Here is a 24,692-nt window from a genome sequence, read left to right as displayed (position 1 = left end):
ACGAAAGGCAGGTGAAGGCCGGGGCGGCGTGACCACGGGCCACCGGAGGACCTCCGGTGGCCCGGTCCGACGCCGGGCCGAGAGCTGTGCTCGCTTATCTCATCAGGCGGCTGTTCGCCGCCGCTGTGATGCTGGTGGTCATCATCCTGGTGGTCTTCAGCATCTTCTTCCTCGTCCCCAAGTGGGCGGGCGTCGACCTGGCCACGAGCTTCGTGGGCAAGCAGGCCGACCCGGCCGCCGTCGAGGCGGTACGGGAGAAGCTGGGCCTGGCCGAGCCGGTCTACGTCCAGGTCTGGGAGTTCTTCAAGGGCATCTTCGTGGGCCGTACCTATGCGGCCGGCGGCGACGTCACCAACTGCTCAGCGCCGTGCTTCGGCTACTCCTTCCGCAGCGAACAGGCCGTCTGGCCGGTGCTGACCGACCGCTTCCCGGTGACCCTGGGGCTCGCGCTCGGTGCCGCCGTGCTGTGGCTGATCCTGGGTCTCACCGCGGGTGTCGTCTCCGCGCTCAAGCGCGGCAGCCTGTGGGACCGCAGCGCGATGGTCGTCGCGCTGTCGGGTGTCTCCCTCCCCATCTACTTCACCGGTCTGCTCAGCCTGGCGATCTTCTCCTACGGACTGAACTGGATCGACGGGCAGTACGTGCCCCTGGAGGACGGCTTCGGCGGCTGGCTCGGCGGCATGATCCTGCCGTGGGTCACCCTGGCGTTCCTGTACGCGGCGATGTACGCGCGGATCACCCGCGCCACCATGCTGGAGATACTCGGCGAGGACTACATCCGCACCGCCCGGGCCAAGGGCCTGAAGGAACAGATCGTCATCCGCAAGCACGCCATGCGCTCCACGCTGACACCGATCCTCACCATGCTCGGCATGGACATCGGTGCCCTCATGGGTGGCGCGATCCTGACCGAGACGACCTTCAGTCTGCCCGGCCTCGGCCAGAAGGTGCTGGAAGCGATCAAGAACCAGGACCTGCCCTTCATCCTGGGCGTCACCCTGATTACTTCTCTCGCGGTGCTCATCGCCAACCTCGTGGTGGACATCCTGTACGCCGTGATCGACCCCCGAGTGAGGCTCTCATGACCGAACTCAGCAAGTCCGAAGCGGCCGTGGGCGAGCCCACGGTCACCACGTCGGCGCCGACCGCCTTCCTGGAAGTGCGCGACCTGAAGGTGCACTTCCCGACGGACGACGGCCTGGTCAAGTCCGTCGACGGGCTCAGCTTCCAGCTGGAGAAGGGCAAGACCCTCGGCATCGTGGGCGAGTCGGGCTCCGGGAAGTCGGTGACCTCGCTCGGCATCATGGGTCTGCACACAGCGGGCCAGTACGGCAAGCGCAAGGCCCGGATCTCCGGCGAGATCTGGCTGGACGGCACCGAGCTGCTGTCCGCCGACCCGGACCACGTGCGCAAGCTGCGCGGCCGCGAGATGGCGATGATCTTCCAGGACCCGCTGTCCGCTCTGCACCCGTACTACACGATCGGTGCCCAGATCGTGGAGGCGTACCGCATCCACCACGACGTCGACAAGAAGACCGCCCGCCGCAGGGCGATCGAGATGCTCGACCGGGTGGGCATCCCGCAACCGGACAAGCGCGTCGACAGCTACCCGCACGAGTTCTCCGGCGGCATGCGCCAGCGCGCGATGATCGCGATGTCCCTGGTCAACAACCCCGAACTGCTCATCGCGGACGAGCCGACGACCGCCCTCGACGTGACCGTCCAGGCGCAGATCCTCGACCTCATCCGCGACCTCCAGAAGGAGTTCGGCTCCGCGGTCATCGTCATCACCCACGACCTGGGTGTCGTCGCCGAGCTCGCCGACGACATCCTGGTGATGTACGGCGGCCGCTGCGTCGAGCGCGGCCCGGCCGAGGACGTCTTCTACGAGCCCCGCCACCCCTACACCTGGGGCCTGCTCGGCTCGATGCCGCGACTGGACCGTGAGCAGCAGGAGCGCCTCATCCCGGTCAAGGGCTCCCCGCCTTCCCTGATCAACGTCCCGTCCGGCTGCGCCTTCAACCCACGTTGCCCGTACGCCGACGTGCCGAAGGACAACGTCACCCGCACGGTCCGCCCCGAGCTGGCCGAGATCGGCAGCCGGCACTGGGCCGCCTGCCACATGACCACGGAGCAGCGGGAGCGTATCTGGACCGAAGAGATTGCGCCGAAACTGTGAGCGAGAAGTCCAAGGACACGGTCGTGACCACGCCCGCGAAGAGCGACGGCACCGAGGCGCAGGCCGCAGACAGGGCCGCCCCCACCAAGGACGCCGCCGCCGGCGACATCCTGCTGAAGGTGACCGGGCTCCAGAAGCACTTCCCGATCCGCAAGGGCATGCTCCAGAGGCAGGTCGGCGCGGTGCGGGCGGTCGACGGCATCGACTTCGAGGTCAGGGCCGGCGAGACCCTGGGCGTCGTGGGCGAGTCGGGCTGTGGCAAGTCGACGATGGGGCGGCTCATCACCCGGCTGCTGGAACCGAGCGCCGGGACGGTCGAGTTCGAGGGCAAGGACATCACGCACCTCGGCGTCGGCGGCATGCGCCCGCTGCGCCGCGACGTGCAGATGATCTTCCAGGACCCGTACTCGTCGCTGAACCCGCGCCACACCATCGGCACCATCATCGGCGCTCCCTTCCGGCTCCAGGGCGTCACGCCCGAGGGCGGCATCAAGAAGGAAGTGCAGCGGCTGCTGGAGGTCGTGGGCCTCAACCCCGAGCACTACAACCGCTATCCGCACGAGTTCTCCGGCGGTCAGCGTCAGCGCATCGGCATCGCCCGCGCGCTCGCGCTCAACCCGAAGCTGGTGGTGGCCGACGAGCCGGTGTCGGCCCTGGACGTGTCGATCCAGGCTCAGGTGGTGAACCTGCTGGACGACCTCCAGCAGGAGCTCGGCCTGACGTACGTGATCATCGCCCATGACCTGTCGGTCGTCCGGCACGTCTCGGACCGGATCGCGGTGATGTACCTCGGCAAGATCGTGGAGCTCGCCGAGCGCGACCTGCTCTACAGGACGCCGATGCACCCGTACACCAAGGCTCTGATGTCGGCGGTGCCGATCCCCGACCCGAGGCGCAAGTCGGCCAAGAGCGAGCGCATCCTGCTCAAGGGCGACGTGCCCTCGCCGATCGCCCCGCCGAGCGGCTGCCGCTTCCACACCCGGTGCTGGAAGGCGACGGAGATCTGCAAGACGACCGAGCCGCCGCTCAAGGAACTGCGGGCCGGGCAGCAGGTCGCCTGCCACCACCCGGAGAACTTCGAGGACCAGCAGCCGCAGGACACCAAGCTGCTGTCCTCGGCGAAGGACGTCACCGTGGAGTCCCCCGGGAAGTAGTCCTCCCCGATCCCCGCCCCCGCCCTCGCCTCCGTGCATCGCCGCACAAGGGGGCGGGGGCTCACCCGTAGGTGAAAATGCTCGGGTGCTCCAGCAACTCTTCAGTCCGTCCGTCCTGCACACGCTCGACCTGATCGGCATCTTCGTCTTCGCGATCTCCGGCGCCCTGCTGGCCGTGCGCAAGAACTTCGACGTGTTCGGCATGGCCGTCCTCGCCGAGGTCACCGCGCTGGGCGGCGGGCTGTTCCGTGACCTGGTCATCGGAGCCGTGCCGCCCGCCGCCTTCACGGACCTGGGATACTTCCTCACCCCGCTGCTCGCCACCCTCCTCGTCTTCTTCCTGCACCCCCAGGTGGAGCGCATCCAAGTCGCCGTGAACGTCTTCGACGCGGCGGGCCTCGGCCTCTTCTGCGCCGCCGGCACGATCAAGGCGTACGAGTACGGGCTCGGCCTGACCGCCTCCGCCGGCCTGGGCCTGACCACCGCGGTGGGCGGCGGTGTGCTGCGGGACGTCCTCGCCAACGAGGTCCCCTCCCTGCTGCGCTGGGACCGTGACCTGTACGCGGTCCCGGCGATCGTCGGCGCCACCCTCGTCGCCCTGTGCATCCGCTACGACGCCCTGAACCCGTTCACCAGCGCCCTCGCGGTGATCACCGCCTTCGCGCTGCGCCTGCTCGCGATGCGGTACCACTGGCGCGCTCCGCGGGCTTGGCACCGGCGGTCGACGGTGAGCGAGGAGGAGCAGCCCGTCCTGCCGTGACGGCCCGCTCCCGCCGCACGCGGGTCCGCACCACTCCGGCCCACCACGGCCGCCCCGGTCACCACCGGCCGCACCCCGGCCGCCCCCCCCCCCGCGGTGTCCGTGCCGCGAGGTGCCGGCCCGAGGGTGGGGCGGACGCCCCTCTCCTGGGTCAGCCGGCCCTGGGCCGGCCGGCGGAACACCGGGACCACCCGTGGCCGCCACAGTGCCCTGCTGCGGCCGCCCGCGCTCTGCGGGATGTTCGCGACGTGCACGGCGTCGGGGCCTCGGCGGCCTGTTCCAGGGCCACGGTGGCCGCGTAGCCGTCTGCCCGTGTCTCACCCGGGCGTTACCCGGGTCGCGAACACAAAGCTACCGCTTAGTAGCTAGTTCTTGTATTGTTCACCCATGCCAGAAGCAGCCACCGCCCCGGCCCATCGGGCCGCGATCGGCGACAGTGAGTTCGACCGTGACACCGCGCTCACCCTCCGCGCGCCCGGCGTCTACGACATCGACCTCTCCGCCGGCTGGACGATCATCAGCGCCGTCAACGGCGGCTACCTGCTGGCCGTCCTGGGCCGCGCCCTCGCGGACGCCCTGCCGCACGCCGACCCCTTCACGATCTCGGCGCACTACCTGACCGCGTCCCAGCCCGGCCCGGCGGTCGTGCGCACCGACGTAGTCCGCACCGGCCGCACCCTGTCGACCGGCCAGGCCTCCCTCTTCCAGTACGACGACGAGGGCCGCGAGGTGGAACGCATCCGCGTCCTCGCCTCCTACGGCGACCTGGACACCCTGCCCGACGACGTCCGCACGACGGCCCGGCCGCCCGCGATCCCGCCGCTGGAGCACTGCTTCGGTCCGGAGGACGGGCCCGCCCCCGTCGACGGCAGCTCGGCGATCGCCGACCGGCTGATGCTCAAGCTCGACCCGTCGACCCTGGGCTGGGCCCTCGGGCAACCCTCCGGCAAGGGCGAGATGCGCGCCTGGTTCGGACTCAAGGACGGGCGCGACCCCGACCCGTTCTCCCTGCTGCTCGCGGTCGACGCGCTGCCGCCCACCGCCTTCGAGATCGGGCTGAAGGGCTGGGTGCCGACCGTCGAGCTGACCGTGCACGTCCGCTGCCGCCCGGCGCCGGGGCCGCTGCGGGTGTCGATCACCACGCGCAACCTCTCCGGCGGTTTCCTGGAGGAGGACGCCGAGGTGTGGGACAGCGCGGACCGGCTGGTCGCGCAGTCCCGGCAGCTGGCACGGGTCCGGCTGGGCTGAACTCTGCCTCGCTGACAGGCAGGTCACAGGGCAGTCCCAAGGGAGGCCCAAGGGGCGTTGGTTGAGTACTCGCCTCAGGACTCCCTCATCTTCCCTGGAGCTGTCTCCCATGAAGCGTGTGCGTCTCCTCCCCGCCGCGGCCCTGCTGGCGCTCTCGCCGCTCGCCCTGGCGGCCTGCGGATCGGGCGACTCCTCGTCCTCCTCGAACAGCGGCGGCGGCTCCGGGCGGCAACAGGCCTGTCAGGCGCCCTCGGGGGCGGCTTCGGGCGCTCCGTCCGGTGCCCCTTCCGGTGCGCCGTCGGGAGCCCCGTCGGGTGCCCCCTCCGTAGGAGCCAAGCCGACGGGCACGCCGTCCGGGGCCTCTTCGGGAATGCCCAGCGGTGCGCCGGGAGGCGGGCAGGGCGGCCAGGGCGGTCCGGGCGGTGACTGCGGCGGTCAGGCCGCGGGCGGGCAGGGGCAGGGCCAGCAGTCCCAGCAGTCGCAGAAGCAGCAGTAGGCGCGGGAAGACCGATCAGGCTCCCCGGCGCACGGCAGGGGCGGCGCGTCCGGCGAAACGGGCGCGCCGCCCCTGTGTGTGGTCCGGGGGTGTCAATCCGTCAATCCAGCCAGTGCTGTCGGCCGAGGCCGATCAGCCGCATCTGGCGGGTCGCCAGCCGGGTGACGTGCCGGGCCCGGTCCGCGCGCTCCTCCTCCGGCCCCTCCAGGGCCTCCAGGAACTGCGACGCCGTGATCAGCATCTGGTCGACGTAGAGATGCGCGAGCATCAGCAGGTCGCCCTCGCTCCAGCCGCCGGACACCGGGTCCTTGGCCAGTTCGTCCTTGACCTCCTGGGCGAACCGGGCCAGTTGATCCCGTATCGCCTCCCGGACCGGCTGAACTCCGCCATGTCGTTCACGGGCGATGAACCGCACGTGGGCGGGGTACCCGTCGACGTGACGGGCGATCAGGCCGATGGCGCGCGTGACGCGTTCCTCGTGATCACCCGTCGCGGACACCGTCGTCCGGATCATCGGGTGCAGGCTGCCCAGCGCCTCCTCGACCAGGGCCACGCCCAGATCCGCCGTGGAGCGGAAGTGGCGGTAGAAGGCGGTCGGGGCGACGCCGACGGCGCGGGTGACCTCGCGCAGTCCCAGGCTGCTCAGGCTCTGTTCCTCCAGCAGCCCGAGGGCCGCGTCCAGGAGTGCCTGCCGGGTCTTCTGCTTCTGGGCCTGCCGGATGCCGAGGGTGTGACTCATACCATGCAGTTAACAACTGTTCTCTGGAATTGAAAAGTCATGAGAGACGCTAGACTGGGAAGTCAGTGAACAACTGTAACTACAACCGTTCACCGAAACCCTGGGGGCTGTTTCCCGTGCTGTTCATCGTCGCCGCACTCCTGCTGCTGGGTGTCGTCCTCGGCACCGTGGCCCACGCGCCGCTCACCTTCTCCGTCGCCGCCGGCGCCGTCATCGCCGTCTGGCTCGGCATCTTCGCGCTCCGCGAGCGCGGTCGTCGGCGCCACACGCAGGCCCACTGACACCGACCACCACCCCTTCGATCCGACCTCGGGAGCCGATCACCATGCAGCTCACCGCTCCGGCCTCGCGCCGCACCGGTATCCGGGACACCGACGGCATGGCCGTCGCGTCCTTCATCCTCGGCCTGCTCGGCCTGCTCGTGCTGAACCTCTTCCTCGGCCCGGCCGCCATCGTGCTGGCGAGCGTCGCCCTGTGGCGCGGCACGGAGCGTCGCGGCCGTGCCTGGCTCGGCCTGGGCCTGGGCGTCGCCGACCTGCTGGTCCTCGCGGCCTTCATGGAGTTCGACAGCACGATCTCGTGGAGCTTCTGAGCCGCCGTCGGACAGCCGTCCGCCGGTACGCCGCGGCCGGGCCCGGGGGCGACGGGCCGTCGCCGCGCCGGAAGGCGTTCACGTTCCGCCGGCCTTGATCCGAGACCGGTCGACGAGGAGCCGTAGAATCGGGCTCACCATGGCTTACCTCGACCACGCCGCGACCACCCCGATGCTCCCGGAGGCGGCAGAGGCGCTCACCGCCCAGCTGGGTGCCACCGGCAACGCGTCCTCCCTCCACGCATCCGGCAGGCAGGCCCGCCGCACCGTCGAGGAGGCCCGCGAGACCCTCGCCGAAGCCCTCGGTGCCCGCCCCAGCGAGGTCGTCTTCACCTCGGGCGGCACAGAGGCCGACAACCTCGCCGTCAAGGGCCTCTACTGGTCACGCCGCGACGCCGACCCGGCCCGCACCCGCGTCCTCGCCAGCCCCGTCGAGCACCACGCGGTCCTCGACGCCGTGCACTGGCTCGGCGAACACGAGGGCGCCACCATCGAGTACCTGCCGGTCGACTCCCACGGCCGCGTCCACGCCGACGCCCTGCGCGAGGCGATCGCCCGCAACCCCGACGACGTGGCCCTCGCCACCGTCATGTGGGCGAACAACGAGATCGGGACGATCCTGCCCGTCCGTGAACTCGCCGACGCGGCAGCCGAGTTCGGAGTGCCACTGCACTCGGACGCCGTCCAGGCCTTCGGCCAGATCCCCGTGGACTTCGCCGCCTCCGGCCTCGCCGCGATGACGGTCTCGGGCCACAAGATCGGTGGCCCTTACGGCATCGGCGCGCTGATCCTCGGCCGTGAGTACGCTCCCGTACCGGTCCTGCACGGCGGCGGCCAGGAGCGCCATGTGCGCTCCGGCACCCTCGACGTCCCCGCCATCGCCTCCTTCGCCGTCGCCGCACGGCTGGCCGCCGAGCAGCAGGAGTGGTTCGCCCGCGAGATCGGCGCCCTGCGCGACGCCCTCGTCACCGCGGTCCGGTCGGCCGTGCCGGACGCGATCCTCGGCGGCGACCCGGCCCCGGAGGGGCGCCTTCCGGCCAACGCGCACTTCACCTTCCCCGGCTGCGAGGGCGACTCCCTGCTGCTCCTGCTCGACGCCCAGGGCATCGAGTGCTCCACCGGCTCCGCCTGCACCGCCGGCGTCGCCCAGCCCAGCCATGTCCTCCTCGCCACCGGCACCGATCCCGACCTGGCCCGCGGCACCCTGCGCTTCTCCCTCGGCCACACCTCCACGGAGGCCGACATCGAGGCCCTGGCCAAGGCCATCGGCCCGGCGGTGGAACGGGCGAGGGCGGCGGGGCTGACGTAAGCGCCTGTCGCGAGAGCGGTGCCTGCCGCGCGGCCAGCAACAGGCCCGACCGGGGCCCTCGCGGCGGCAGTTGGGAACGGGCCCGCACGGTCAGGCCGGTGCCGTACGCGCCCGCCGTACCAGGCGCATGTACTTCTCCCAGTCCCAGTGCCGCCCCGGGTCCGTGTGGTCCGTGCCCGGGACCTCCACATGGCCGATGATGTGCTCGCGGTCGACGGGTATGTCGTAGCGGGCGCAGATCCGGGCCGTGAGACGGGCCGAGGCCTCGTGCATCTCGTCCGTGAGGTCCTGCGGGCGGTCCACGAAGCCCTCGTGCTCGATGCCGACACTGCGCTCGTTGTAGTCGCGGTTGCCCGCGTGGTACGCCACGTCCAGCTCGCGGATCATCTGCGTGACGTGCCCGTCCTGGCGGACGATGTAGTGCGTGGCCGCCTTGTGCCCCGGGTCCTGGAAGGCCTTCACCGCGCTGTCGAAGCTCCCCTGCGTGACATGGACGATCACCATGTCTATGCCGAAGTCGTCGGGGCGGTCCGCGCGGCGCCAGTTCGCCTCCGACGCCGCCACCCAGCGGGCCCCCGTGTAGTCGACCTCGCCCTCCTTGCGCGGCTTCTCGACGCCCGGAGCGCGCCACCACAGCCGCGCCAACTCGTCACGGGCCAGCACGGCGGAACCCGCCGCGGCCACCGTGCCCCCGATCAGCAGCGCGCGGCGGCCGACCTTCCGGTCGCCGTCCCTCGAAGCCTTCCGCTCTCCCATGTGATCGTCAACGGATACCCGGCGGCCCTGGTTCCCGCGCCCCCGTACCCTGGAAGGGTTATGACTGAAACCCCGCAGCGCCCCCGCCCCCTCCGCGTCCTGGCCGCCATGTCCGGCGGAGTCGACTCCGCCGTCGCCGCCGCCCGCGCGGCCGAAGCGGGCCACGACGTGACCGGAGTCCACCTCGCGCTCTCCGCCAACCCCCAGTCCTTCCGGACCGGCGCGCGGGGCTGCTGCACCATCGAGGACTCACGCGACGCCCGCCGCGCCGCGGACGTCATCGGCATCCCGTTCTACGTGTGGGACCTCGCCGACCGTTTCCGCGAGGACGTCGTCGAGGACTTCGTCGCCGAGTACGAGGCCGGCCGCACCCCCAACCCCTGCCTGCGCTGCAACGAGAAGATCAAGTTCGCCGCCCTCCTCGACAAGGCGCTCGCGCTGGGCTTCGACGCGGTCTGCACGGGCCACTACGCCCAGGTGATCGTCCGCGAGGACGGCACCCGCGAGCTGCACCGCGCCTCCGACATGGCCAAGGACCAGTCATACGTCCTCGGCGTACTGGACGACCGGCAGCTCGCCCACGCCATGTTCCCGCTCGGCGACACCGTCACCACCAAGGACGAGATCCGCGCGGAGGCCGAGCGCAGGGGCCTGGCCGTGGCCAAGAAGCCCGACTCGCACGACATCTGCTTCATCGCCGACGGCGACACCCAGGGCTTCCTGGCGGACAGGCTCGGCAGGTCCGAGGGCGACATCGTCGACGAGACCGGCGCGAAGCTCGGCACGCACGAGGGCGCGTACGGCTTCACCATCGGCCAGCGCAAGGGCCTGCGCATCGGCACCCCGGCCCCCGACGGCAAGCCGCGCTACGTCCTCGACATCTCGCCGGTGGACAACACGGTGACCGTCGGCCCGGCGTCCGCCCTGGACGTCGGCGCCCTCACCGCCGTCAAGCCCCGCTGGTGCGGCGCCGCCCCCACCGGCCCCGGCACCTACACGGCCCAGCTGCGCGCCCACGGCGGCGAGACCGAGGTGACCGCCGAGGTCGTCGACGGCTCCCTGGAGGTCACCTTCACCGAGCCCGTCCGCGGCGTCGCCCCCGGCCAGGCGATCGTGCTGTACGACGGCACGCGCGTGGTGGGCTCGGCGACGATCGCGTCGACGAAACGGGCGACCGCGGGCGTCGCCTGATCCCGCCGCACGGACCGGGGCCGGGCTCCACGCACGCGTGCCCCCGTGCCGCCCCCTCAGCTCCGGCTGAAGAACTCCGTCAGCACCGGCGCGAGCACATTCGGCTCGACCATGTGCGTCTGCCCCTGGAGCGTGCGGTACGTGCCCTCGGGGACCGAGTCCGCGATCGCCCGGGCCGCCTCGCGCAGCCAGGCCGGGCTCGCGTCGCCCGCGACCGCCAGGACGGGCACGCCGACCGAGCCCAGCCGGGAGCGGGGGACCCGGCCGTCGCGCATCACCGCGTCGTCGTAGGCGAGGCTCGATGCCATCGCCTCCATGCCGGCCCACATGGGGGACTGGCGGGCGCCCTGGATCATCCCCTCGGCGAGGCCGGCCAGCCGCAGGAACAGTTCGACCGCATCCCCGCGCCGCCCCTCGCCGAGTGCCTCCGTCAGCCGCTCGGTGTACTCCGCACGCTCCTTGGCGCCCTCCTCGGACATCGCGAACGGCGTCTCGTAGACGGCCACGCGCCGCACCGGCAGTCCGCTCGCCGCCGCCTCCAGTGCCAGTGCCCCGCCCGAGGAGATGCCGTACAGGTACGCCTCGCCGCCCACCGCCTCGATCACCGCGGCCAGGTCCTCGACCTCACGCTCCACGGCGTACGGCGCGGTGTCCGCGCTGGCGCCGCGGCCCCGGCGGTCGTACACCACGGCCTGGAAACGCTCCGAGAGCGACACGGCAAGCGGCGCCAGGGTGCCGCCCGTCGACATCGCGCCGCTCACCAGGACGACCGCGGGGCCGCGTCCGGTGCTCTCGTAGGCGATGCGGGTGCCGTCGCGCGAAAGGATCTTCTTGTCCATGCTCATGCAGACTGCCGCACGGCGCCGTGTTCATCGATGAGGCGGGCGGCGCGTCAGCCGATCAGAACACTTCCACCTCGTAGAAGCACAGGTGGTCCTTGATCTCGGCGACGTCCGGCTTGGGGTCCGGATACGCCCAGACGAGGTCCGGCGCGTCCGGCAGAGACCAGTAGGAGGCGGTGCCCTTGAACGGGCAGTACGTCTGGGCGTCGGACGGCGTCAGCAGATCCAGGCGCACGTCCTCGGGCGGGATGTAGTACCGCTCGGGACAGCCCGTCTCGCGCAGCACCAGCGACCGGTCGCTCTCCGCCAGCACCTGCCCGCCGCGCACCACGCGCACGTGCCCGCCGCTCCGCTCGATGGTGATGCGATGCCCTCTGGTCACGATCGCCCCTCCTCGGGTAGCCGACTCCTGAGGTACAGCGCAGGCTGAAGCGGAGTTCTTCCCTCGCCGCAGGAGGCCCCCATGCGCGCCACGGAAACGGCCGGAAACCGCTCCCGCCTGCTCCACCAGGTCCGGTACGCCCTGCGCCACCCGGAGCGTGTGCCCGCGCACGCCCGGCGCACGGTGCGGGACGCCTGGCTGCGGCTGCGCCACCCCGACCACATCGCCTACTACCGGGCCGTCATGGCCTCGGACGCGGCCCGCAGCACCGAGGCGGCGGTGGGGCACAACCCCTCGCGCGAGCAGTGGGCGCGGATCGGCCGCATGCAGTTCGACTACCTGGTGGGCCACGGCCTCCGGCCGCACCACCGGATGCTGGAGATCGGCTGCGGCAACCTGCGCGCCGGGCGGCTGTTCATCGACCACCTCGACACCGGGCACTACTACGGCATCGACATCTCGCCGCACATCCTGCTCGCCGCCCAGGACACCCTCGTGGCCGAGAAGCTCCAGCCCAAACTGCCCTACCTGGCGCTCGCCGACGACCTCACCTTCGCCTTCCTGCCGGACGCGCACTTCGACGTCGTGCACGCGCACAGCGTCTTCTCGCACTCGCCGCTGCACGTCATCGAGGAGTGCTTCGCCCACGTCGGCCGGATCCTCGCGCCCGGCGGGTTCTTCGACTTCACCTTCGACCGCACCGAGGGCGAGGAGCACCAGGTCCTGCACGAGGACTTCTACTACCGGACGCGGACCCTCACCGGCCTCGCCGCGCGGCACGGCCTGACCGCCCGGTTCATGGACGACTGGGAGCGCCTGCCCCACCGGCAGTCCAAAATGCGGGTCACCGCCACCGCGGACCGGGCCCGTACGGTGGGCTCATGAACATATGTGTCTTCCTGTCCGCCGCAGACCTCGACGAGCGCTACACCCGCCCCGCGCGGGAGTTCGCCACCCTGCTGGGCAAGGGCGGTCACACGCTCGTCTGGGGAGGCTCCGACGTCGGCCTCATGAAGGTCGTCGCCGACGGAGTGCAGGAGGCGGGCGGCCGGCTGACCGGCGTCTCCGTGCAGTTCCTCGCGGCCAGGGCCCGCTCGGGCGTCGACGAGATGGTAGTCGCCAAGGACCTCGCCGAGCGCAAGAGGCTCCTCCTGGAGAAGGCCGACGCCGTGGTCGTCATGGTCGGCGGCACGGGCACGCTCGACGAGGCGACCGAGATCCTGGAGCTGAAGAAGCACGGGCACACCGACAAGCCGGTGGTCCTGCTCAACACCGCCGGCTTCTACGACGGCCTGAAGGAGCAGTTCCGCCGCATGGACGCCGAGGGCTTCCTGCCCCGGCCGCTCACCGACCTGGTGTTCTTCGCCGAGGAGCCGGTGGGCGCGCTGGCGTACCTGGAGGAGAGCCGGGGCATCGCGTGACCCCGGCCGCGCGGGGGAGCCGGGCCGCCGGGTGGCCCCTGCTGCGAGGGTGAGCCGGGACGTGGCCAGGGCCCGGACCGGTACGCGGCGTGGCCCGGATGTGATGCGAGCATGGCGGGCATGGCTACTCATGTGATCACCGGAGCCGGCTCCGGCATCGGCGCGGCCGTGGCCCGCCGCCTGCACGCGCGCGGGGACGACCTCGTGCTGCACGCGCGTGACGCGGGCCGCGCGAAGGAACTGGCGGCCGAGTTCCCCGGGGCGAGGACCCTGGTCGGCGACCTCGCCGACCCCGACAAGCTCTCCTGGGCCTTCTCCCACCAGTCGCTGCCGGACCGCGTGGACTCCCTGCTGCACATCGCCGGCGTCGTCGACCTCGGCCCGGTCGGCGAGCTCACCCCGAAGACCTGGCGCCACCAGCTCAACGTCAACCTGGTCGCCCCCGCCGAGCTGACCCGCCACTTCCTGCCCCAACTGCGCGCCGCCCGCGGCCACGTGCTCTTCGTCAACTCCGGCGCCGGCCTCAACGCCCACGCCGACTGGTCCGCGTACGCCGCCTCCAAGCACGGCCTGAAGGCCCTCGCCGACTCCCTGCGCCACGAGGAGCGCGGCAACGGAGTCCGTGTCACCTCGGTCTACCCCGGCCGCACGGCCAGCCCCATGCAGGCCAAGGTCCACCAGCAGGAGGGCAAGGAGTACGACGCAGCGCGGTGGATCGACCCGGAGTCGGTCGCCACGACGATCGTCATGGCCCTGGACCTGCCGCGGGACGCGGAGGTCAACGACCTGACCGTGCGCCCGGGGAGCTGACCCCGGCCCAGCCCTGCGTAGGCTTCTCCGGTGAGCGAAAACAGCCAGTTCAGGTTCGGCACGGCCACCGGCGTGGGGTCCATGCCGGGCGGCGACGCCCGTGAGGCCGCCAAGACCGTCACCGGCACCTTCGAGGACTTCCCCTTCCTGCCCGAACTGCCCTCCCGGGGCCCCGGCGCGGACATGATCGGGCGGACCGCCGGCCTGCTCGTGGAGCTGTACGCGCGCGTGGAGCCCAGCGGATGGCGGCTGGGGGACCGGCCGGGGCGCGACACCAAGCGGGCCCGCTCCTGGCTCGGCGAGGACCTCGACGCCCTGGAGGAGTTCACGCAGGAGTACGAAGGGCCGCTGAAGGTCCAGGCCGTCGGCCCCTGGACTCTCGCCGCCCACCTGGAGCTGCGAGGCGGCGAGGTGGCCCTCTCCGACCCGGGGGCCTGCCGTGACCTCGCCGCCTCCCTCGCCGAGGGCCTGCGGCTGCATCTCGCCGAGGTGCAGCGGCGGATCCCCGGCGCGCAGCTCGTCCTCCAGCTCGACGAGCCGTCCCTCACCGCCGTCCTGCGCGGCCAGGTGAAGAGCGCCAGCGGCTACCGCACCCACCGGGCCGTCGACCGGCAGGTCGTCGAGCAGACGCTGCGCGACCTCGCCGGGGTGCACACGACCGGCCCGCTCGTGGTCCACTCCTGTGCCCCGGACGTGCCGTTCGCCCTGCTCCGCCGGGCCGGTGCGGCCGCCGTCTCCTTCGACTTCTCTCTCCTCACCGAGCGTGACGACGAGGCGATCGGGGAGGCCGTGGAGGGCGGCACCCGCCTCTTCGCCGGTGTCGTCCCGTCCGCGGAGGGCCCATTGTCAGACCCTGCCGGTAGCGTCATGGGTGTCAGGACGCTGTGGCGCAGGCTGGGGCTGTCACCGGGGCTTCTCGCGGAGGCGGTCACGGTCACCCCGGCGTGCGGACTCGCGGGGGCCTCCCCGGGGTACGCGCGCACGGCTCTCGCGCACTGCGCCCGGGCGGCGAGATCCCTCGCGGACAACCCAGAGTAACGGGAGGACGACACGGTGGCCGGGGACAAGCAGGCGGAGACGACGACGGTGCCCGCCGAGGCACGGGAGAACCACGCGCGCCTCGCTGAGCAGATCGAGGAGCACCGCTTCCGGTACTACGTGAAGGACGCTCCCGTCGTCAGCGACGCGGAGTTCGACCGGTTGCTGCTTTCCCTGGAGGCGCTGGAGGAGGAGCATCCGGAGCTGCGTACGCCGGACTCGCCGACCCAGAAGGTCTCCGGGTCCTACGAGACGGAGTTCACGGCCGTCGAGCACCGCCAGCGCATGCTCTCCCTCGACAACACGTTCAACGACGAGGAGATGGCCGCCTGGACGGAGCGCATCGCCAGGGAACTGGGCGAGCAGGAGTACCACTTCCTGTGCGAGCTGAAGGTCGACGGCCTCGCCGTGAACCTCACCTACGAGCACGGCCGCCTCACCCGTGCGGCCACCCGCGGCGACGGCCGCACGGGCGAGGACATCACGCCGAACGTCCGGACCATCGCGGAGATCCCCGACCGCCTCAAGGGCGACTCCGTCCCCGACCTCGTGGAGATCCGCGGCGAGGTCTACTTTCCGATGGAGAAGTTCCAGGAGCTCAACGCCCGTCTCGTCGAGGCCGGTGACAAGCCCTTCGCCAACCCGCGCAACGCGGCGGCCGGTTCACTGCGCCAGAAGGACCCGCGCGTCACCGCCACCCGCCCCCTGCACATGGTGGTCCACGGCATCGGTGCCCTGGAGGGCTTCACCGGCCTGACCCGCCTCTCCCAGGCCTATGACCTGCTGAAGACCTGGGGTCTGCCCACTTCCGGACACAACCGGGTGGTCGACGGCCTCGACGGTATCCGGGAGTTCATCGCCCACTTCGGCGAGAACCGCCACTCCGTGGCGCACGAGATCGACGGCGTGGTCGTCAAGCTCGACCAGATCCCGCTCCAGGGCCGCCTCGGCTCCACCTCGCGCGCGCCGCGCTGGGCCATCGCCTACAAGTACGCGCCGGAGGAGGTCAACACCAAGCTCGTCAACATCCGTGTGGGCGTGGGCCGCACGGGCCGGGTCACCCCGTACGCCCAGGTCGAGCCGGTCACGGTCGCGGGCTCCGAGGTCGAGTTCGCCACGCTCCACAACCAGGACGTGGTCAAGGCCAAGGGCGTCCTCATCGGGGACACGGTCGTACTGCGCAAGGCCGGTGACGTCATCCCCGAGATCCTCGGGCCGGTCGCCGACCTGCGCGACGGCAGCGAGCGCGAGTTCGTGATGCCGAGCGAGTGCCCCGAGTGCGGTACGGCGCTGCGGCCGATGAAGGAGGGCGACGTCGACCTGCGCTGCCCGAACGCCCGCACCTGCCCGGCCCAGTTGCGCGAGCGCCTGTTCTACCTCGCGGGCCGCAAGGCCCTGGACATCGAGCACTTCGGTTACGTCGCCGCCGCCGCCCTCACCGCCCCGCTGGAGCCGAAGACCCCGCCGCTGGTGGACGAGGGGGACCTGTTCGACCTCACCATCGAGCAGCTCCTGCCCATCAAGGCGTACGTCCTCGACCCGGACAGCGGGCTGCCCAAGCGCGACCCGAAGACCGGCGAGGAGAAGGTCGCCACGATCTTCGCGAACCAGCAGGGCGAGCCCCGCAAGAACGCGATCGCCATGCTGGAGAACATCGCGGCGGCCAAGGAGCGTCCCCTCGCCCGCGTCATCACCAGCCTGTCGATCCGTCACGTCGGGCCCGTCGCGGCCGAGGCGCTGGCCCGCGAGTTCCGCTCGATCGAGCGCATCGACCAGGCCACGGAGGAGGAACTGGCGGTCACCGAGGGCGTCGGCTCGACCATCGCGGCTTCCCTCAAGCAGTGGTTCGCCGAGGACTGGCACCGCGACATCATCCGTAAGTGGAAGGCCGCCGGCGTCCGCATGGAGGAGGAGAGCACCGGCGAGGACGAGGGGCCGCGCCCCCTGGAAGGGCTCACCGTCGTCGTCACCGGCACCCTCGAACACTTCACCCGGGACGGCGCCAAGGAGGCGCTGCAGAGCCGCGGGGCGAAGGTGACCGGCTCTGTTTCGAAGAAGACGTCGTTCGTCGTGGTGGGGGACAGCCCCGGATCGAAGTACGACAAGGCGATGCAGCTGAAGGTTCCGGTCCTGAACGAGGAGGGTTTCGGCGTCCTGCTGGAGCAGGGACCGGAAGCGGCGGCCGAAGTCGCTCTTTCGGCCGAGGAGTAGCGGTTGAAGGCCACCCGTTCGGCGCATACCAGATGCATACGGGTGGCCGGGGCGCATTCGGGCAACCGTCGGCGACCGCTGCCCGTGGAAGCCTTCTGCGGCCTACTGTTGAGATGTGCGCCTGCCGTGCCCAGCTGCGGTCGGGGCATCTTCGTGCTCGCACAGAGCGCGGGGAAGGGTTTTCCAGCGCGGGCCGCCCAAGGGTTGTCGGGCACCGGGCCGCGGGGCGTGGGCACCGCCGGCTGTGAGAGGGACGGGAATGGAACCGACCGAGAGCGCCGTGCCGGGCTCCCGCCTGCTCCTGCGCCGCGTGGCGGCCGCATGGCGTGCAGTCCGCGGGGCGGGGCGTCCGGGTGCGGAGGTGCGCGCCGTCGGACAGTACACCCCGGACGGGCGTGGCGGCGGGGGGCGCGCCGCGGACGGCCCCGGCGCGCAGGCGATCACCGAACACCCGCCCGGACTGACCGGCGCGGACGACGCGGACGGCGAACGGCACCAGTCCTGGCCCGCGCTGCCCGCGGCGGTCGTCGCGGCGGCCGGATTCGTCCTGGGCGCCGGCTTCTACCGCGCCTTCACCGGCGGCCACCCGCTCTTCCCGGCGGGCACGGCCGGCTGGGCGCTGGCCGTGCTGACCGGCGTCATCGTCGGCCACCTCGTCATGCTGGGCCGCTCCCGCTGGTGGGGCGGCACCGGCTCGGGCGCCGCCCTCACCCTCGCCGTGCTGCTGCTCTACGGCTGGGTTCCGGCCGGCATGGTCAGCCTCACGGTCGTCGTGCTGGTCGGCGTAGCCCGTCGCAACCGCTGGCGCCAGGGCGTGCTGCACGGCGCGGTCGACCTCCTCGGCATCGGCGCCGGCGCGCTCGTGCTGGCCGCCTTCGGAACCGTGCCGTCCGTCGAGTCCCCGGCGGAGCCCGCCGCCTGGACCCTCGCCACCGCACCCCAGGTGGCCCTGGTCGCCGTCGCCTACCTGATGGTCACCCGGGTCCTGCTCTGGTACCTGCACGCCCCGCGCCCCGGGCTGCCCACCGTCGCCCGCACCGCACTGGTCAGACAAGGCCTGGTCGCGGTCGCGCTGCTGGGGATCGCGCCGCTGGTCTGCGTGGTCGCCGTAGCCAAGCCGATCCTGCTGCCGCTGTTCTCCATCCCCCTGATCGCCCTGGACTCCACCCTGTGGATAGCCCGGGCCCGGGCGGAGGAGCAACTGCGCGACCCGCTGACCGGGCTGCCCAACCGCCAGTGGCTGCTGGAGCGCATCTGGACGGCGCTCGACGACGCGGAGCGGATCAACGCACGCGCCGCCCTCATGCTGATCGACCTCGACCGGTTCCGGTCGGTCAACGACACGCTCGGTCATCTGGCCGGTGACCGGCTGCTGCTGCAGATCGCCGACCGGCTGCGGGTGGCGCTGCCGCGCGGGGCGGAGGCCGCCCGGCTCGGCGGGGACGAGTTCGCCGTTTTACTGCCGGTCGCCGACTCCACGACGTCCGCGACCCGGGTCGCCCGCAACCTCGTCGCCGCCCTCAGCTCCCCCCTCGACCTCGACGGCCTCACTCTCGTCCTGGAGGCCAGCGCCGGGGTCGCCGTCTTCCCCGACCACGCCCTGGACGCCGAGGGACTGCTGCGGCGGGCGGACGTGGCGATGTACCAGGCGAAGCGGGACCGCACCGGCGTCGAGGTCTACGAGTCCAAGCGCGACTCCAACACCCCCGACCGCCTCGGCCTGCTGGGCGATCTGCGCCGCGCCCTCGACGCGCACGAGGTGCATCTGCACTACCAGCCCAAGGTCCGCTTCGACGGCCAGGTCGCCGGCCTGGAGGCCCTGGTCCGCTGGGTGCATCCCGAGCGGGGCAAGGTGCCGCCGGACGAGTTCATAGCGATCGCCGAGTCCTCGGGCCTGATGCCCCACCTCACCGAGTACGTCCTGGAGACCGCGCTCGGCCAGGTCGCGCGCTGGCGGGAGCAGGGCCTGTTCGTCCCGGTCGCGGTGAACGTCTCCCCGCGCGATGTGCACACCCCCGGCTTCGCCGGTTCCGTCGCCGCCCGGCTGGCCCGGCACGGCGTCCCGGCGGGAGCGCTCCAACTGGAGATCACGGAACACGTCCTGCTGGAGGATCCGCAGCGCGCCGCCGACACCCTCAACCAACTGACCGCGCACGGCGTGAAGATGTCCCTCGACGACTTCGGCACGGGCTACTCCTCGCTCGTGCACCTGCGCCGGCTCCCGGTCAGCGAGCTGAAGATCGACCGTTCGTTCGTGGCCCGGCTCGCGGTCGACACCGAGGACGCCGAGATCGTGCGCTGCACGGTCGACCTCGCCCACTCCCTCGGCCTGCTCGTCGTCGCCGAGGGCGTCGAGGACGACGAGACCTGGGAACGCCTGCGCGACCTCGGCTGCGACGCCGTCCAGGGCTGGCTGGTCGCGGCGGCGATGCCCCCGGAGGAGACCACGGCGTGGCTGCGGGCGCGGGGGCCCCGGGGGTGGCAGCGACCGCGCGCCGCGCTGCCCGCGGCGACAGCCGACGAGTGACCCTCCCGGCCGCCGTTCCGCTCATCCGGCTGTGCGGTCCGGCCGGGGGGTGAGCCTCTCCCGCCCGCGGCTGCCCAGCGGTTGGGCCTCCCGGCCGTGCGAGGCGGTACGGCGGCAGCGGTTCGTGCCGCGCGGTGCGTCCCCGCGGCTCCGGTCCGTCCGGTCCGTCCGGTCTGTTCGGCCGGTCCGCTCCGCCCGGTCCGCTCCGCCCGGTCGTTCTGGAGGAGTGCTCAGTCCGTGCCCTGAGGCGCGAAGTGGCTGATCAGCAGGGCCAGCCGTCGCTCGTGCGCCTCCTCTGGCAGCCGGCCGCTGCGCATCAGGGTCACCAGCCCGTGCAGTCCGGCCCAGTACGTCTCCGTCAGCAACCCCGTGTCCTCGCCCTCGGCCGCCATCGGCTGGACGGCCCGCAGCAGTTCGCCGAAGGCGTCCTGCAGGGGTGCCGGCGCCTCGGGTGTGGCGAACGGCAGGTCCACGAGGTGCGTGAACATCGCGTCGTAGAGCGCGGGCCGCCGCCGGGCGAAGGCGGTGTACGCCCCGCCCACCCCTGCCAGCGCCTCGCGGGCGCTCCCGGCCGCCGTGCGCGCGGCCCGAAGCTCGCCGGCCAGGTCCGCGCAGCCCTGCACCGCCACCGCCGCCATGATCGCGTCCTTGCCCTTGAAGTGGCTGTAGAGGACCGGCTGGCTGTACTCGATCTCCTCGGCGAGCCGACGCGTGGTCACCGCGTCCCAGCCCTCCGCCTCCGCCAGATTACGTGCGGCCGCCACGATCAGCCGCTCACGTTCGGCTCGCTCGCGCTCCCGGCGCGTCTGGATCGTCATGAGCGAGATGCTAGCACTGCTAGTGTTCCTGTCGACGCTCTGCTAGCTTCGCTCTAGTCCCTAGCGCTGCTAGCGAGGAGAAGAGACGTGACCGTCGCCGCCTGCACCCTGGCCGTCGTGCTCAACCTGTTCTGCCTGTTCCTCGGCTACCGGTTCCTGTTCCGGCCCGCCCCCGCCGCCGCGGGGTACGGCGTCCCGGCCGACCCCGGCGGCGATGCCGGCGCCTACCTGACGATCAAGGGCCTGCGGGACGGCACCTTCGGGCTGGTCGGCCTGGCGCTGCTCGCGTTCGCGGGCATCCGTGCCGAGGCCTGGTTCATGCTCGGCGTGGCACTCGTGCCGCTCGGCGACACACTGATCGTGCTGCGCCACGGCGGTGCCAAGGCGGTGGCCTTCGGGGTCCACTTCGCCACAGCGGTCGTCGTCCTGATCACTGCCGGACTGCTCTTCGCGGTCTGAGCGCGCCGCCCGACGAACGAGGCCTGTCCGAGTGGGCCGACTGGACAACGAGGCCCGGTGGAACCGCCGTCACGGAGGGGCGCGGCAAACCGTTTCACGGGCACGGTCCCCCGCCCCATAGGATTAGGCCAAACCCATTCACTCACCCCAGAGGATCGCTGCATGCCTGGCATCACGCGCGAGGAGGTCGCCCACCTCGCCCGGCTGGCGCGTCTGGAGCTGAAGCCCGAAGAGCTCGACCACTTCGCGGGACAGCTGGACGACATCATCGGCGCGGTCGCCCGCGTCAGCGAGGTCGCCGACCAAGACGTACCGCCGACCTCGCACCCCCTCCCGCTGACGAACGTCATGCGGGCGGACGAGGTCCGTCCGTCGCTCACCCCCGAGCAGGCGCTCTCCGGCGCCCCGGCCCAGGAGCAGCAGCGTTTCAAGGTGCCGCAGATCCTGGGGGAGGACTAACCGCCATGACGGCCAAGAACATCGAACACTGCATCAGGCTCACGGCCGCCGAGACCGCCGCGAAGATCGCCTCCGGCGAGCTCACGGCCGTCGAGGTCACCGAGGCCCACCTCGCCCGCATCGAGGCCGTCGACGAGAAGGTGCACGCCTTCCTGCACGTCGACCGCGAGGGCGCCCTCGCCCAGGCCCGTGCCGTCGACGAGAAGCGTGCCAAGGGGGAGAAGCTCGGGCCCCTGGCCGGTGTGCCCCTCGCGCTGAAGGACATCTTCACCACCGAGGGCATGCCCACGACCGTCGGCTCGAAGATCCTCGAGGGCTGGATCCCGCCGTACGACGCGACGGTCACCCAGCGACTGAAGGCCGCCGACGTGGTCATCCTCGGCAAGACCAACATGGACGAGTTCGCCATGGGGTCCTCCACCGAGAACAGCGCCTACGGCCCGACCGGCAACCCCTGGGACCTCACCAAGATCCCCGGCGGCTCCGGTGGCGGTTCGTCCGCCGCGCTGGCCTCCTTCCAGGCCCCGCTCGCCATCGGCACCGACACCGGCGGCTCCATCCGCCAGCCCGCCGCCGTCACCGGCACGGTCGGGGTGAAGCCGACGTACGGCGCGGTCTCCCGGTACGGCATGGTCGCCTTCTCCTCCTCCCTCGACCAGGGCGGTCCCTGTGCCCGCACGGTCCTGGACGCGGCCCTGCTGCACGAGGTCATCGCCGGGCACGACCCGCTCGACTCGACCTCCATCGACGAGCCCGTCCCGGCGGTCGTCGAGGCCGCCCGTAACGGCTCGGTCGAGGGCATGCGCGTCGGCGTCGTCAAGCAGTTCCGCGGCGAGGGCTACCAGGCCGGCGTCATCCAGCGCTTCGACGAGTCCGTCGCGCTGCTCAAGGAGCTGGGCGCCGAGATCGTCGAGCTGGACTGCCCGTCCTTCGACCTGGCGCTGTCGGCCTACTACCTGATCGCGCCGAGCGAGTGCTCCTCCAACCTCGCCCGCTTCGACGGCCTGCGCTACGGCCTGCGGACCGGCGACGACGGCACGCACTCCGCCGAGGAGGTCACCTCCCTCACCCGCGAGGCCGGCTTCGGCCCCGAGGTAAAGCGCCGCATCATGCTCGGCACGTACGCCCTGTCCAGTGGCTACTACGACGCCTACTACGGCAGCGCCCAGAAGGTCCGCACGCTCATCAAGCAGGACTTCGACACGGCGTTCGAGCAGGTCGACGTGATCGTCTCCCCGACGACCCCGACCACCGCCTTCGCGATCGGCGAGCGCGCCGACGACCCGATGGCGATGTACCTCGCCGACCTGTGCACCATCCCGACCAACCTGGCGGGCAACGCGGCCATGTCGCTGCCGTGCGGTCTCGCCCCGGAGGACAACCTCCCGGTCGGCCTGCAGATCATCGCCCCCGTCATGAAGGACGACCGCCTCTACAAGGTGGGTGCCGCCGTCGAGGCCGCCTTCGTGGAAAAGTGGGGCCACCCGCTGATCGAGGAGGCTCCGTCGCTGTGAGCGCACTGTCCAAGGCCAAGGGCTTCAAGAAGTCCAAGTCCGGTCTGTACATCTCGATGGCCACGTCGGCGTTCGGCGCCGTCGGGGTCTACAAGCAGATCAAGAAGGCCCGCGGAGACAACGACACGCTGCGGCTGCTCGACGCCGTCGTGACCGGAGCGGCGGTCGTCACCAACCTGGCCATTCTCTACCGCGAGCTGAAGCAGCTGGGCGACGAAGACGTCCTGTTGGGCTGAGAGGGAAGTTCACCGTGACCACCACGACCGACCTGGTGTCGTACGAGGACGCACTCGCGTCGTACGACCCCGTCATGGGCCTCGAGGTCCATGTCGAACTCGGCACCAAGACCAAGATGTTCTGCGGCTGCTCGACCGCCCTCGGCCAGGACGCCAACACGCAGACCTGCCCGGTCTGCCTCGGCATGCCCGGCGCGCTGCCGGTCGTCAACGCGACCGGCGTCGAGTCCGCCATCAAGATCGGCCTCGCGCTGAACTGCGAGATCGCCGAGTGGTGCCGCTTCGCCCGGAAGAACTACTTCTATCCGGACATGCCGAAGAACTTCCAGACGTCCCAGTACGACGAGCCGATCGCCTTCAACGGCTACCTCGACGTGCAGCTGGAGGACGGCGAGACCTTCCGCGTGGAGATCGAGCGCGCCCACATGGAGGAGGACACCGGCAAGTCGACGCACGTCGGCGGCGCGACGGGCCGGATCCACGGCGCCTCGCACTCGCTCCTGGACTACAACCGCGCCGGCATCCCGCTCATCGAGATCGTCACCAAGCCGATCGAGGGCGCGGGCGAGCGTGCCCCCGAGGTCGCGCGGGCCTACGTCCGTGAGCTGCGCGAGCTCATCAAGGCGCTCGGCGTCTCCGAGGCCCGGATGGAGATGGGCCAGATGCGCTGCGACGTGAACCTGTCGCTGCGCCCGAACGGCACCGAGAAGTTCGGCACGCGTTCGGAGACGAAGAACGTCAACTCGCTGCGGTCCGTGGAGCGCGCGGCCCGCTTCGAGATCCAGCGGCACGCGGCCGTGCTGTCGTCCGGTGGCACGATCATCCAGGAGACCCGGCACTTCCACGAGGACACGGGGTCGACGACCTCGGGTCGTGTGAAGGAGGAGGCCGAGGACTACCGGTACTTCCCGGAGCCCGACCTCGTCCCGGTGGCCCCGTCCCGTGAGTGGGTCGAGGAGATCCGGGCCGGACTGCCGGAGCTGCCGCTGGTCCGCCGCAACCGGCTCCGTGAGGAGTGGGGCGTCTCGGCCACCGACATGCAGGCGATCCTCAACGCCGGTGCGCTGGAGCCGATCGTCGCCACCATCGAGGCCGGGGCCGACGCCGCCTCGGCCCGCAAGTGGTGGATGGGTGAGCTGGCCCGCAGCGCCAACGAGTCGGGCAAGGCGCTCGACGAACTGGCGATCACCCCGGCGCAGGTCGCCCGGGTCACCGAGCTCGTCGCGAAGGGCGACCTGAACGACAAGCTGGCCCGGCAGGTCATCGAGGGCGTCCTCGCGGGCGAAGGCACCCCGGACGAGGTCGTCGACAAGCGTGGCCTGAAGGTCGTCTCCGACGAGGGCGCGCTGACGGCCGCCGTCGACGAGGCCATCGCCGGCAACCCGGGCGTCGCGGACAAGATCCGCGGCGGCAAGGTGGCCGCGGCCGGCGCCCTGGTCGGCGCGGTCATGAAGGCCACGCGCGGTCAGGCCGACGCGGCCCGCGTCAAGGAGCTGATCCTTCAGAAACTGGGCGTCGGCGAGGGCTGAGCCCTCGGACCCGGGAGAGGGG

General features: G+C 71.6%; 26 protein-coding genes. 21 read left to right on the top strand and 5 right to left on the bottom strand.

What is annotated here, in order from left to right:
- The first annotated feature begins 86 nt into the window (after positions 1 to 86).
- The 6 genes from ACFU3E_RS33370 to ACFU3E_RS33345 all read left to right on the top strand — a co-directional run bounded on the left by ACFU3E_RS33370 (position 87) and on the right by ACFU3E_RS33345 (position 5,837).
- Positions 87 to 1,085: an ABC transporter permease gene (locus ACFU3E_RS33370; protein ID WP_384166918.1), complete on the top strand. Its 999-nt coding sequence runs from the start codon at positions 87 to 89 to the stop codon at positions 1,083 to 1,085.
- Positions 1,082 to 2,179 carry an ABC transporter ATP-binding protein gene (locus tag ACFU3E_RS33365; RefSeq protein ID WP_384166881.1) on the top strand — a complete coding sequence of 366 codons (1,098 nt, stop codon included), beginning with the start codon at positions 1,082 to 1,084 and terminating at the stop codon, positions 2,177 to 2,179. The genes ACFU3E_RS33370 and ACFU3E_RS33365 overlap by 4 nt, the downstream gene beginning before the upstream one ends.
- Positions 2,180 to 2,202: 23 nt before the next feature.
- Positions 2,203 to 3,333, top strand: a complete 1,131-nt coding sequence (locus ACFU3E_RS33360) for an ABC transporter ATP-binding protein (protein WP_384166879.1) — start codon at positions 2,203 to 2,205, stop codon at positions 3,331 to 3,333.
- 85 nt (positions 3,334 to 3,418) lie between these two features.
- Positions 3,419 to 4,093, top strand: a complete 675-nt coding sequence (locus ACFU3E_RS33355) for a trimeric intracellular cation channel family protein (protein ID WP_384166877.1) — start codon at positions 3,419 to 3,421, stop codon at positions 4,091 to 4,093.
- Between the two features lie 387 nt (positions 4,094 to 4,480).
- On the top strand, positions 4,481 to 5,341 hold the full coding sequence (locus ACFU3E_RS33350) for a thioesterase family protein (RefSeq protein WP_384166875.1): 861 nt from the start codon (positions 4,481 to 4,483) through the stop codon (positions 5,339 to 5,341).
- 109 nt (positions 5,342 to 5,450) lie between these two features.
- Positions 5,451 to 5,837 (top strand): hypothetical protein, encoded by a 387-nt coding sequence (locus tag ACFU3E_RS33345; protein WP_384166873.1) that lies wholly within the window; start codon positions 5,451 to 5,453, stop codon positions 5,835 to 5,837.
- 100 nt (positions 5,838 to 5,937) lie between these two features.
- On the opposite strand, the gene ACFU3E_RS33340 is transcribed toward ACFU3E_RS33345, so the two are convergent.
- Positions 5,938 to 6,576, bottom strand: a complete 639-nt coding sequence (locus tag ACFU3E_RS33340; protein WP_384166871.1) for a TetR family transcriptional regulator — start codon at positions 6,574 to 6,576, stop codon at positions 5,938 to 5,940.
- A gap of 116 nt (positions 6,577 to 6,692) precedes the next feature.
- On the opposite strand from ACFU3E_RS33340, the gene ACFU3E_RS33335 reads away from it, so the two are divergent.
- The 3 genes from ACFU3E_RS33335 to ACFU3E_RS33325 all read left to right on the top strand — a co-directional run bounded on the left by ACFU3E_RS33335 (position 6,693) and on the right by ACFU3E_RS33325 (position 8,477).
- Complete coding sequence (locus tag ACFU3E_RS33335; protein WP_384166868.1) at positions 6,693 to 6,857, top strand: hypothetical protein; 165 nt, start codon at positions 6,693 to 6,695, stop codon at positions 6,855 to 6,857.
- Between the two features lie 44 nt (positions 6,858 to 6,901).
- Positions 6,902 to 7,168, top strand: coding sequence for a DUF4190 domain-containing protein (locus ACFU3E_RS33330; protein WP_384166865.1), 267 nt, complete (start codon positions 6,902 to 6,904; stop codon positions 7,166 to 7,168).
- Between the two features lie 139 nt (positions 7,169 to 7,307).
- A complete protein-coding gene (locus tag ACFU3E_RS33325; RefSeq protein ID WP_384166862.1) occupies positions 7,308 to 8,477 on the top strand; it encodes a cysteine desulfurase family protein in 1,170 nt (389 codons plus the stop codon).
- 90 nt (positions 8,478 to 8,567) lie between these two features.
- Here ACFU3E_RS33325 and ACFU3E_RS33320 read toward each other — a convergent pair whose 3' ends face one another.
- The gene (locus tag ACFU3E_RS33320; protein ID WP_384166859.1) at positions 8,568 to 9,233 is read right to left on the bottom strand and encodes an N-acetylmuramoyl-L-alanine amidase; all 666 of its coding nucleotides are present in this window, start codon (positions 9,231 to 9,233) and stop codon (positions 8,568 to 8,570) included.
- Between the two features lie 60 nt (positions 9,234 to 9,293).
- Between ACFU3E_RS33320 and mnmA the strand changes: the two genes are divergently transcribed.
- On the top strand, positions 9,294 to 10,424 hold the full coding sequence (gene mnmA, locus ACFU3E_RS33315) for a tRNA 2-thiouridine(34) synthase MnmA (RefSeq protein WP_384166856.1): 1,131 nt from the start codon (positions 9,294 to 9,296) through the stop codon (positions 10,422 to 10,424).
- 56 nt (positions 10,425 to 10,480) lie between these two features.
- Here the strand turns inward: mnmA and ACFU3E_RS33310 are convergent, their stop codons facing one another.
- Together ACFU3E_RS33310 and ACFU3E_RS33305 are read right to left on the bottom strand one after the other, a co-directional pair.
- Positions 10,481 to 11,263, bottom strand: coding sequence for an alpha/beta fold hydrolase (locus tag ACFU3E_RS33310; RefSeq protein ID WP_384166853.1), 783 nt, complete (start codon positions 11,261 to 11,263; stop codon positions 10,481 to 10,483).
- 61 nt (positions 11,264 to 11,324) lie between these two features.
- Positions 11,325 to 11,648, bottom strand: coding sequence for a DUF427 domain-containing protein (locus tag ACFU3E_RS33305; RefSeq protein ID WP_248507304.1), 324 nt, complete (start codon positions 11,646 to 11,648; stop codon positions 11,325 to 11,327).
- Positions 11,649 to 11,729: 81 nt separating this feature from the next.
- Here ACFU3E_RS33305 and ACFU3E_RS33300 point away from each other — a divergent pair, with 81 nt between their 5' ends.
- The 6 genes from ACFU3E_RS33300 (at position 11,730) to ACFU3E_RS33275 (ending at position 19,655) form a co-directional block, all read left to right on the top strand.
- Entirely contained in the window at positions 11,730 to 12,533 is an 804-nt protein-coding gene (locus tag ACFU3E_RS33300; protein WP_384166850.1) for a class I SAM-dependent methyltransferase, read from the top strand.
- Positions 12,530 to 13,069 (top strand): TIGR00730 family Rossman fold protein, encoded by a 540-nt coding sequence (locus ACFU3E_RS33295; RefSeq protein ID WP_384166847.1) that lies wholly within the window; start codon positions 12,530 to 12,532, stop codon positions 13,067 to 13,069. Before ACFU3E_RS33300 ends, ACFU3E_RS33295 begins: the two co-directional genes overlap by 4 nt.
- Before the next feature lie 120 nt (positions 13,070 to 13,189).
- Positions 13,190 to 13,879, top strand: a complete 690-nt coding sequence (locus ACFU3E_RS33290) for an SDR family oxidoreductase (RefSeq protein WP_384166844.1) — start codon at positions 13,190 to 13,192, stop codon at positions 13,877 to 13,879.
- Positions 13,880 to 13,909: 30 nt separating this feature from the next.
- Complete coding sequence (locus ACFU3E_RS33285; RefSeq protein WP_384166842.1) at positions 13,910 to 14,917, top strand: methionine synthase; 1,008 nt, start codon at positions 13,910 to 13,912, stop codon at positions 14,915 to 14,917.
- 15 nt (positions 14,918 to 14,932) lie between these two features.
- Entirely contained in the window at positions 14,933 to 17,128 is a 2,196-nt protein-coding gene (gene ligA / locus ACFU3E_RS33280; RefSeq protein WP_384166839.1) for an NAD-dependent DNA ligase LigA, read from the top strand.
- Between the two features lie 259 nt (positions 17,129 to 17,387).
- The gene (locus ACFU3E_RS33275; RefSeq protein WP_384166836.1) at positions 17,388 to 19,655 is read left to right on the top strand and encodes a putative bifunctional diguanylate cyclase/phosphodiesterase; all 2,268 of its coding nucleotides are present in this window, start codon (positions 17,388 to 17,390) and stop codon (positions 19,653 to 19,655) included.
- Positions 19,656 to 19,885: 230 nt separating this feature from the next.
- On the opposite strand, the gene ACFU3E_RS33270 is transcribed toward ACFU3E_RS33275, so the two are convergent.
- Complete coding sequence (locus ACFU3E_RS33270) at positions 19,886 to 20,473, bottom strand: TetR/AcrR family transcriptional regulator (RefSeq protein ID WP_384166833.1); 588 nt, start codon at positions 20,471 to 20,473, stop codon at positions 19,886 to 19,888.
- Between the two features lie 87 nt (positions 20,474 to 20,560).
- On the opposite strand from ACFU3E_RS33270, the gene ACFU3E_RS33265 reads away from it, so the two are divergent.
- The 5 genes from ACFU3E_RS33265 to gatB all read left to right on the top strand — a co-directional run bounded on the left by ACFU3E_RS33265 (position 20,561) and on the right by gatB (position 24,670).
- Positions 20,561 to 20,932, top strand: coding sequence for a DUF4267 domain-containing protein (locus ACFU3E_RS33265; RefSeq protein ID WP_384166830.1), 372 nt, complete (start codon positions 20,561 to 20,563; stop codon positions 20,930 to 20,932).
- Positions 20,933 to 21,094: 162 nt separating this feature from the next.
- Positions 21,095 to 21,391, top strand: coding sequence for an Asp-tRNA(Asn)/Glu-tRNA(Gln) amidotransferase subunit GatC (gene gatC / locus ACFU3E_RS33260; protein ID WP_018531282.1), 297 nt, complete (start codon positions 21,095 to 21,097; stop codon positions 21,389 to 21,391).
- A gap of 5 nt (positions 21,392 to 21,396) precedes the next feature.
- Positions 21,397 to 22,905: an Asp-tRNA(Asn)/Glu-tRNA(Gln) amidotransferase subunit GatA gene (gene gatA / locus ACFU3E_RS33255; protein WP_384166827.1), complete on the top strand. Its 1,509-nt coding sequence runs from the start codon at positions 21,397 to 21,399 to the stop codon at positions 22,903 to 22,905.
- The gene (locus tag ACFU3E_RS33250; RefSeq protein WP_384166824.1) at positions 22,902 to 23,141 is read left to right on the top strand and encodes a hypothetical protein; all 240 of its coding nucleotides are present in this window, start codon (positions 22,902 to 22,904) and stop codon (positions 23,139 to 23,141) included. The genes gatA and ACFU3E_RS33250 overlap by 4 nt, the downstream gene beginning before the upstream one ends.
- Positions 23,142 to 23,155: 14 nt before the next feature.
- Positions 23,156 to 24,670: an Asp-tRNA(Asn)/Glu-tRNA(Gln) amidotransferase subunit GatB gene (gene gatB, locus ACFU3E_RS33245; RefSeq protein ID WP_384166822.1), complete on the top strand. Its 1,515-nt coding sequence runs from the start codon at positions 23,156 to 23,158 to the stop codon at positions 24,668 to 24,670.
- The last annotated feature ends 22 nt before the right edge of the window (positions 24,671 to 24,692 follow it).

The organism is Streptomyces sp. NPDC057424 (genome assembly GCF_042803315.1).
GTDB lineage: Bacteria > Actinomycetota > Actinomycetes > Streptomycetales > Streptomycetaceae > Streptomyces.
Note: the sequence above shows the minus strand (reverse complement) of the source record. Positions and strands in the feature narration are given on the sequence as shown.

Excerpts from the sequence above, each read along its gene's own strand:
- ACFU3E_RS33365 (WP_384166881.1), top strand. The coding sequence starts at position 1,082 with ATGACCGAACTCAGCAAGTCCGAAGCGGCCGTGGGCGAGCCCACGGTC.
- ACFU3E_RS33350 (WP_384166875.1), top strand. The coding sequence starts at position 4,481 with ATGCCAGAAGCAGCCACCGCCCCGGCCCATCGGGCCGCGATCGGCGAC.
- ACFU3E_RS33345 (WP_384166873.1), top strand. The coding sequence starts at position 5,451 with ATGAAGCGTGTGCGTCTCCTCCCCGCCGCGGCCCTGCTGGCGCTCTCG.
- ACFU3E_RS33340 (WP_384166871.1), bottom strand. The coding sequence starts at position 6,576 with ATGAGTCACACCCTCGGCATCCGGCAGGCCCAGAAGCAGAAGACCCGG.
- ACFU3E_RS33330 (WP_384166865.1), top strand. The coding sequence starts at position 6,902 with ATGCAGCTCACCGCTCCGGCCTCGCGCCGCACCGGTATCCGGGACACC.
- ACFU3E_RS33325 (WP_384166862.1), top strand. The coding sequence starts at position 7,308 with ATGGCTTACCTCGACCACGCCGCGACCACCCCGATGCTCCCGGAGGCG.
- ACFU3E_RS33320 (WP_384166859.1), bottom strand. The coding sequence starts at position 9,233 with ATGGGAGAGCGGAAGGCTTCGAGGGACGGCGACCGGAAGGTCGGCCGC.
- mnmA (WP_384166856.1), top strand. The coding sequence starts at position 9,294 with ATGACTGAAACCCCGCAGCGCCCCCGCCCCCTCCGCGTCCTGGCCGCC.
- ACFU3E_RS33310 (WP_384166853.1), bottom strand. The coding sequence starts at position 11,263 with ATGGACAAGAAGATCCTTTCGCGCGACGGCACCCGCATCGCCTACGAG.
- ACFU3E_RS33300 (WP_384166850.1), top strand. The coding sequence starts at position 11,730 with ATGCGCGCCACGGAAACGGCCGGAAACCGCTCCCGCCTGCTCCACCAG.
- ACFU3E_RS33295 (WP_384166847.1), top strand. The coding sequence starts at position 12,530 with ATGAACATATGTGTCTTCCTGTCCGCCGCAGACCTCGACGAGCGCTAC.
- ACFU3E_RS33290 (WP_384166844.1), top strand. The coding sequence starts at position 13,190 with ATGGCTACTCATGTGATCACCGGAGCCGGCTCCGGCATCGGCGCGGCC.
- ACFU3E_RS33275 (WP_384166836.1), top strand. The coding sequence starts at position 17,388 with ATGGAACCGACCGAGAGCGCCGTGCCGGGCTCCCGCCTGCTCCTGCGC.
- ACFU3E_RS33270 (WP_384166833.1), bottom strand. The coding sequence starts at position 20,473 with ATGACGATCCAGACGCGCCGGGAGCGCGAGCGAGCCGAACGTGAGCGG.
- gatC (WP_018531282.1), top strand. The coding sequence starts at position 21,095 with ATGCCTGGCATCACGCGCGAGGAGGTCGCCCACCTCGCCCGGCTGGCG.
- gatA (WP_384166827.1), top strand. The coding sequence starts at position 21,397 with ATGACGGCCAAGAACATCGAACACTGCATCAGGCTCACGGCCGCCGAG.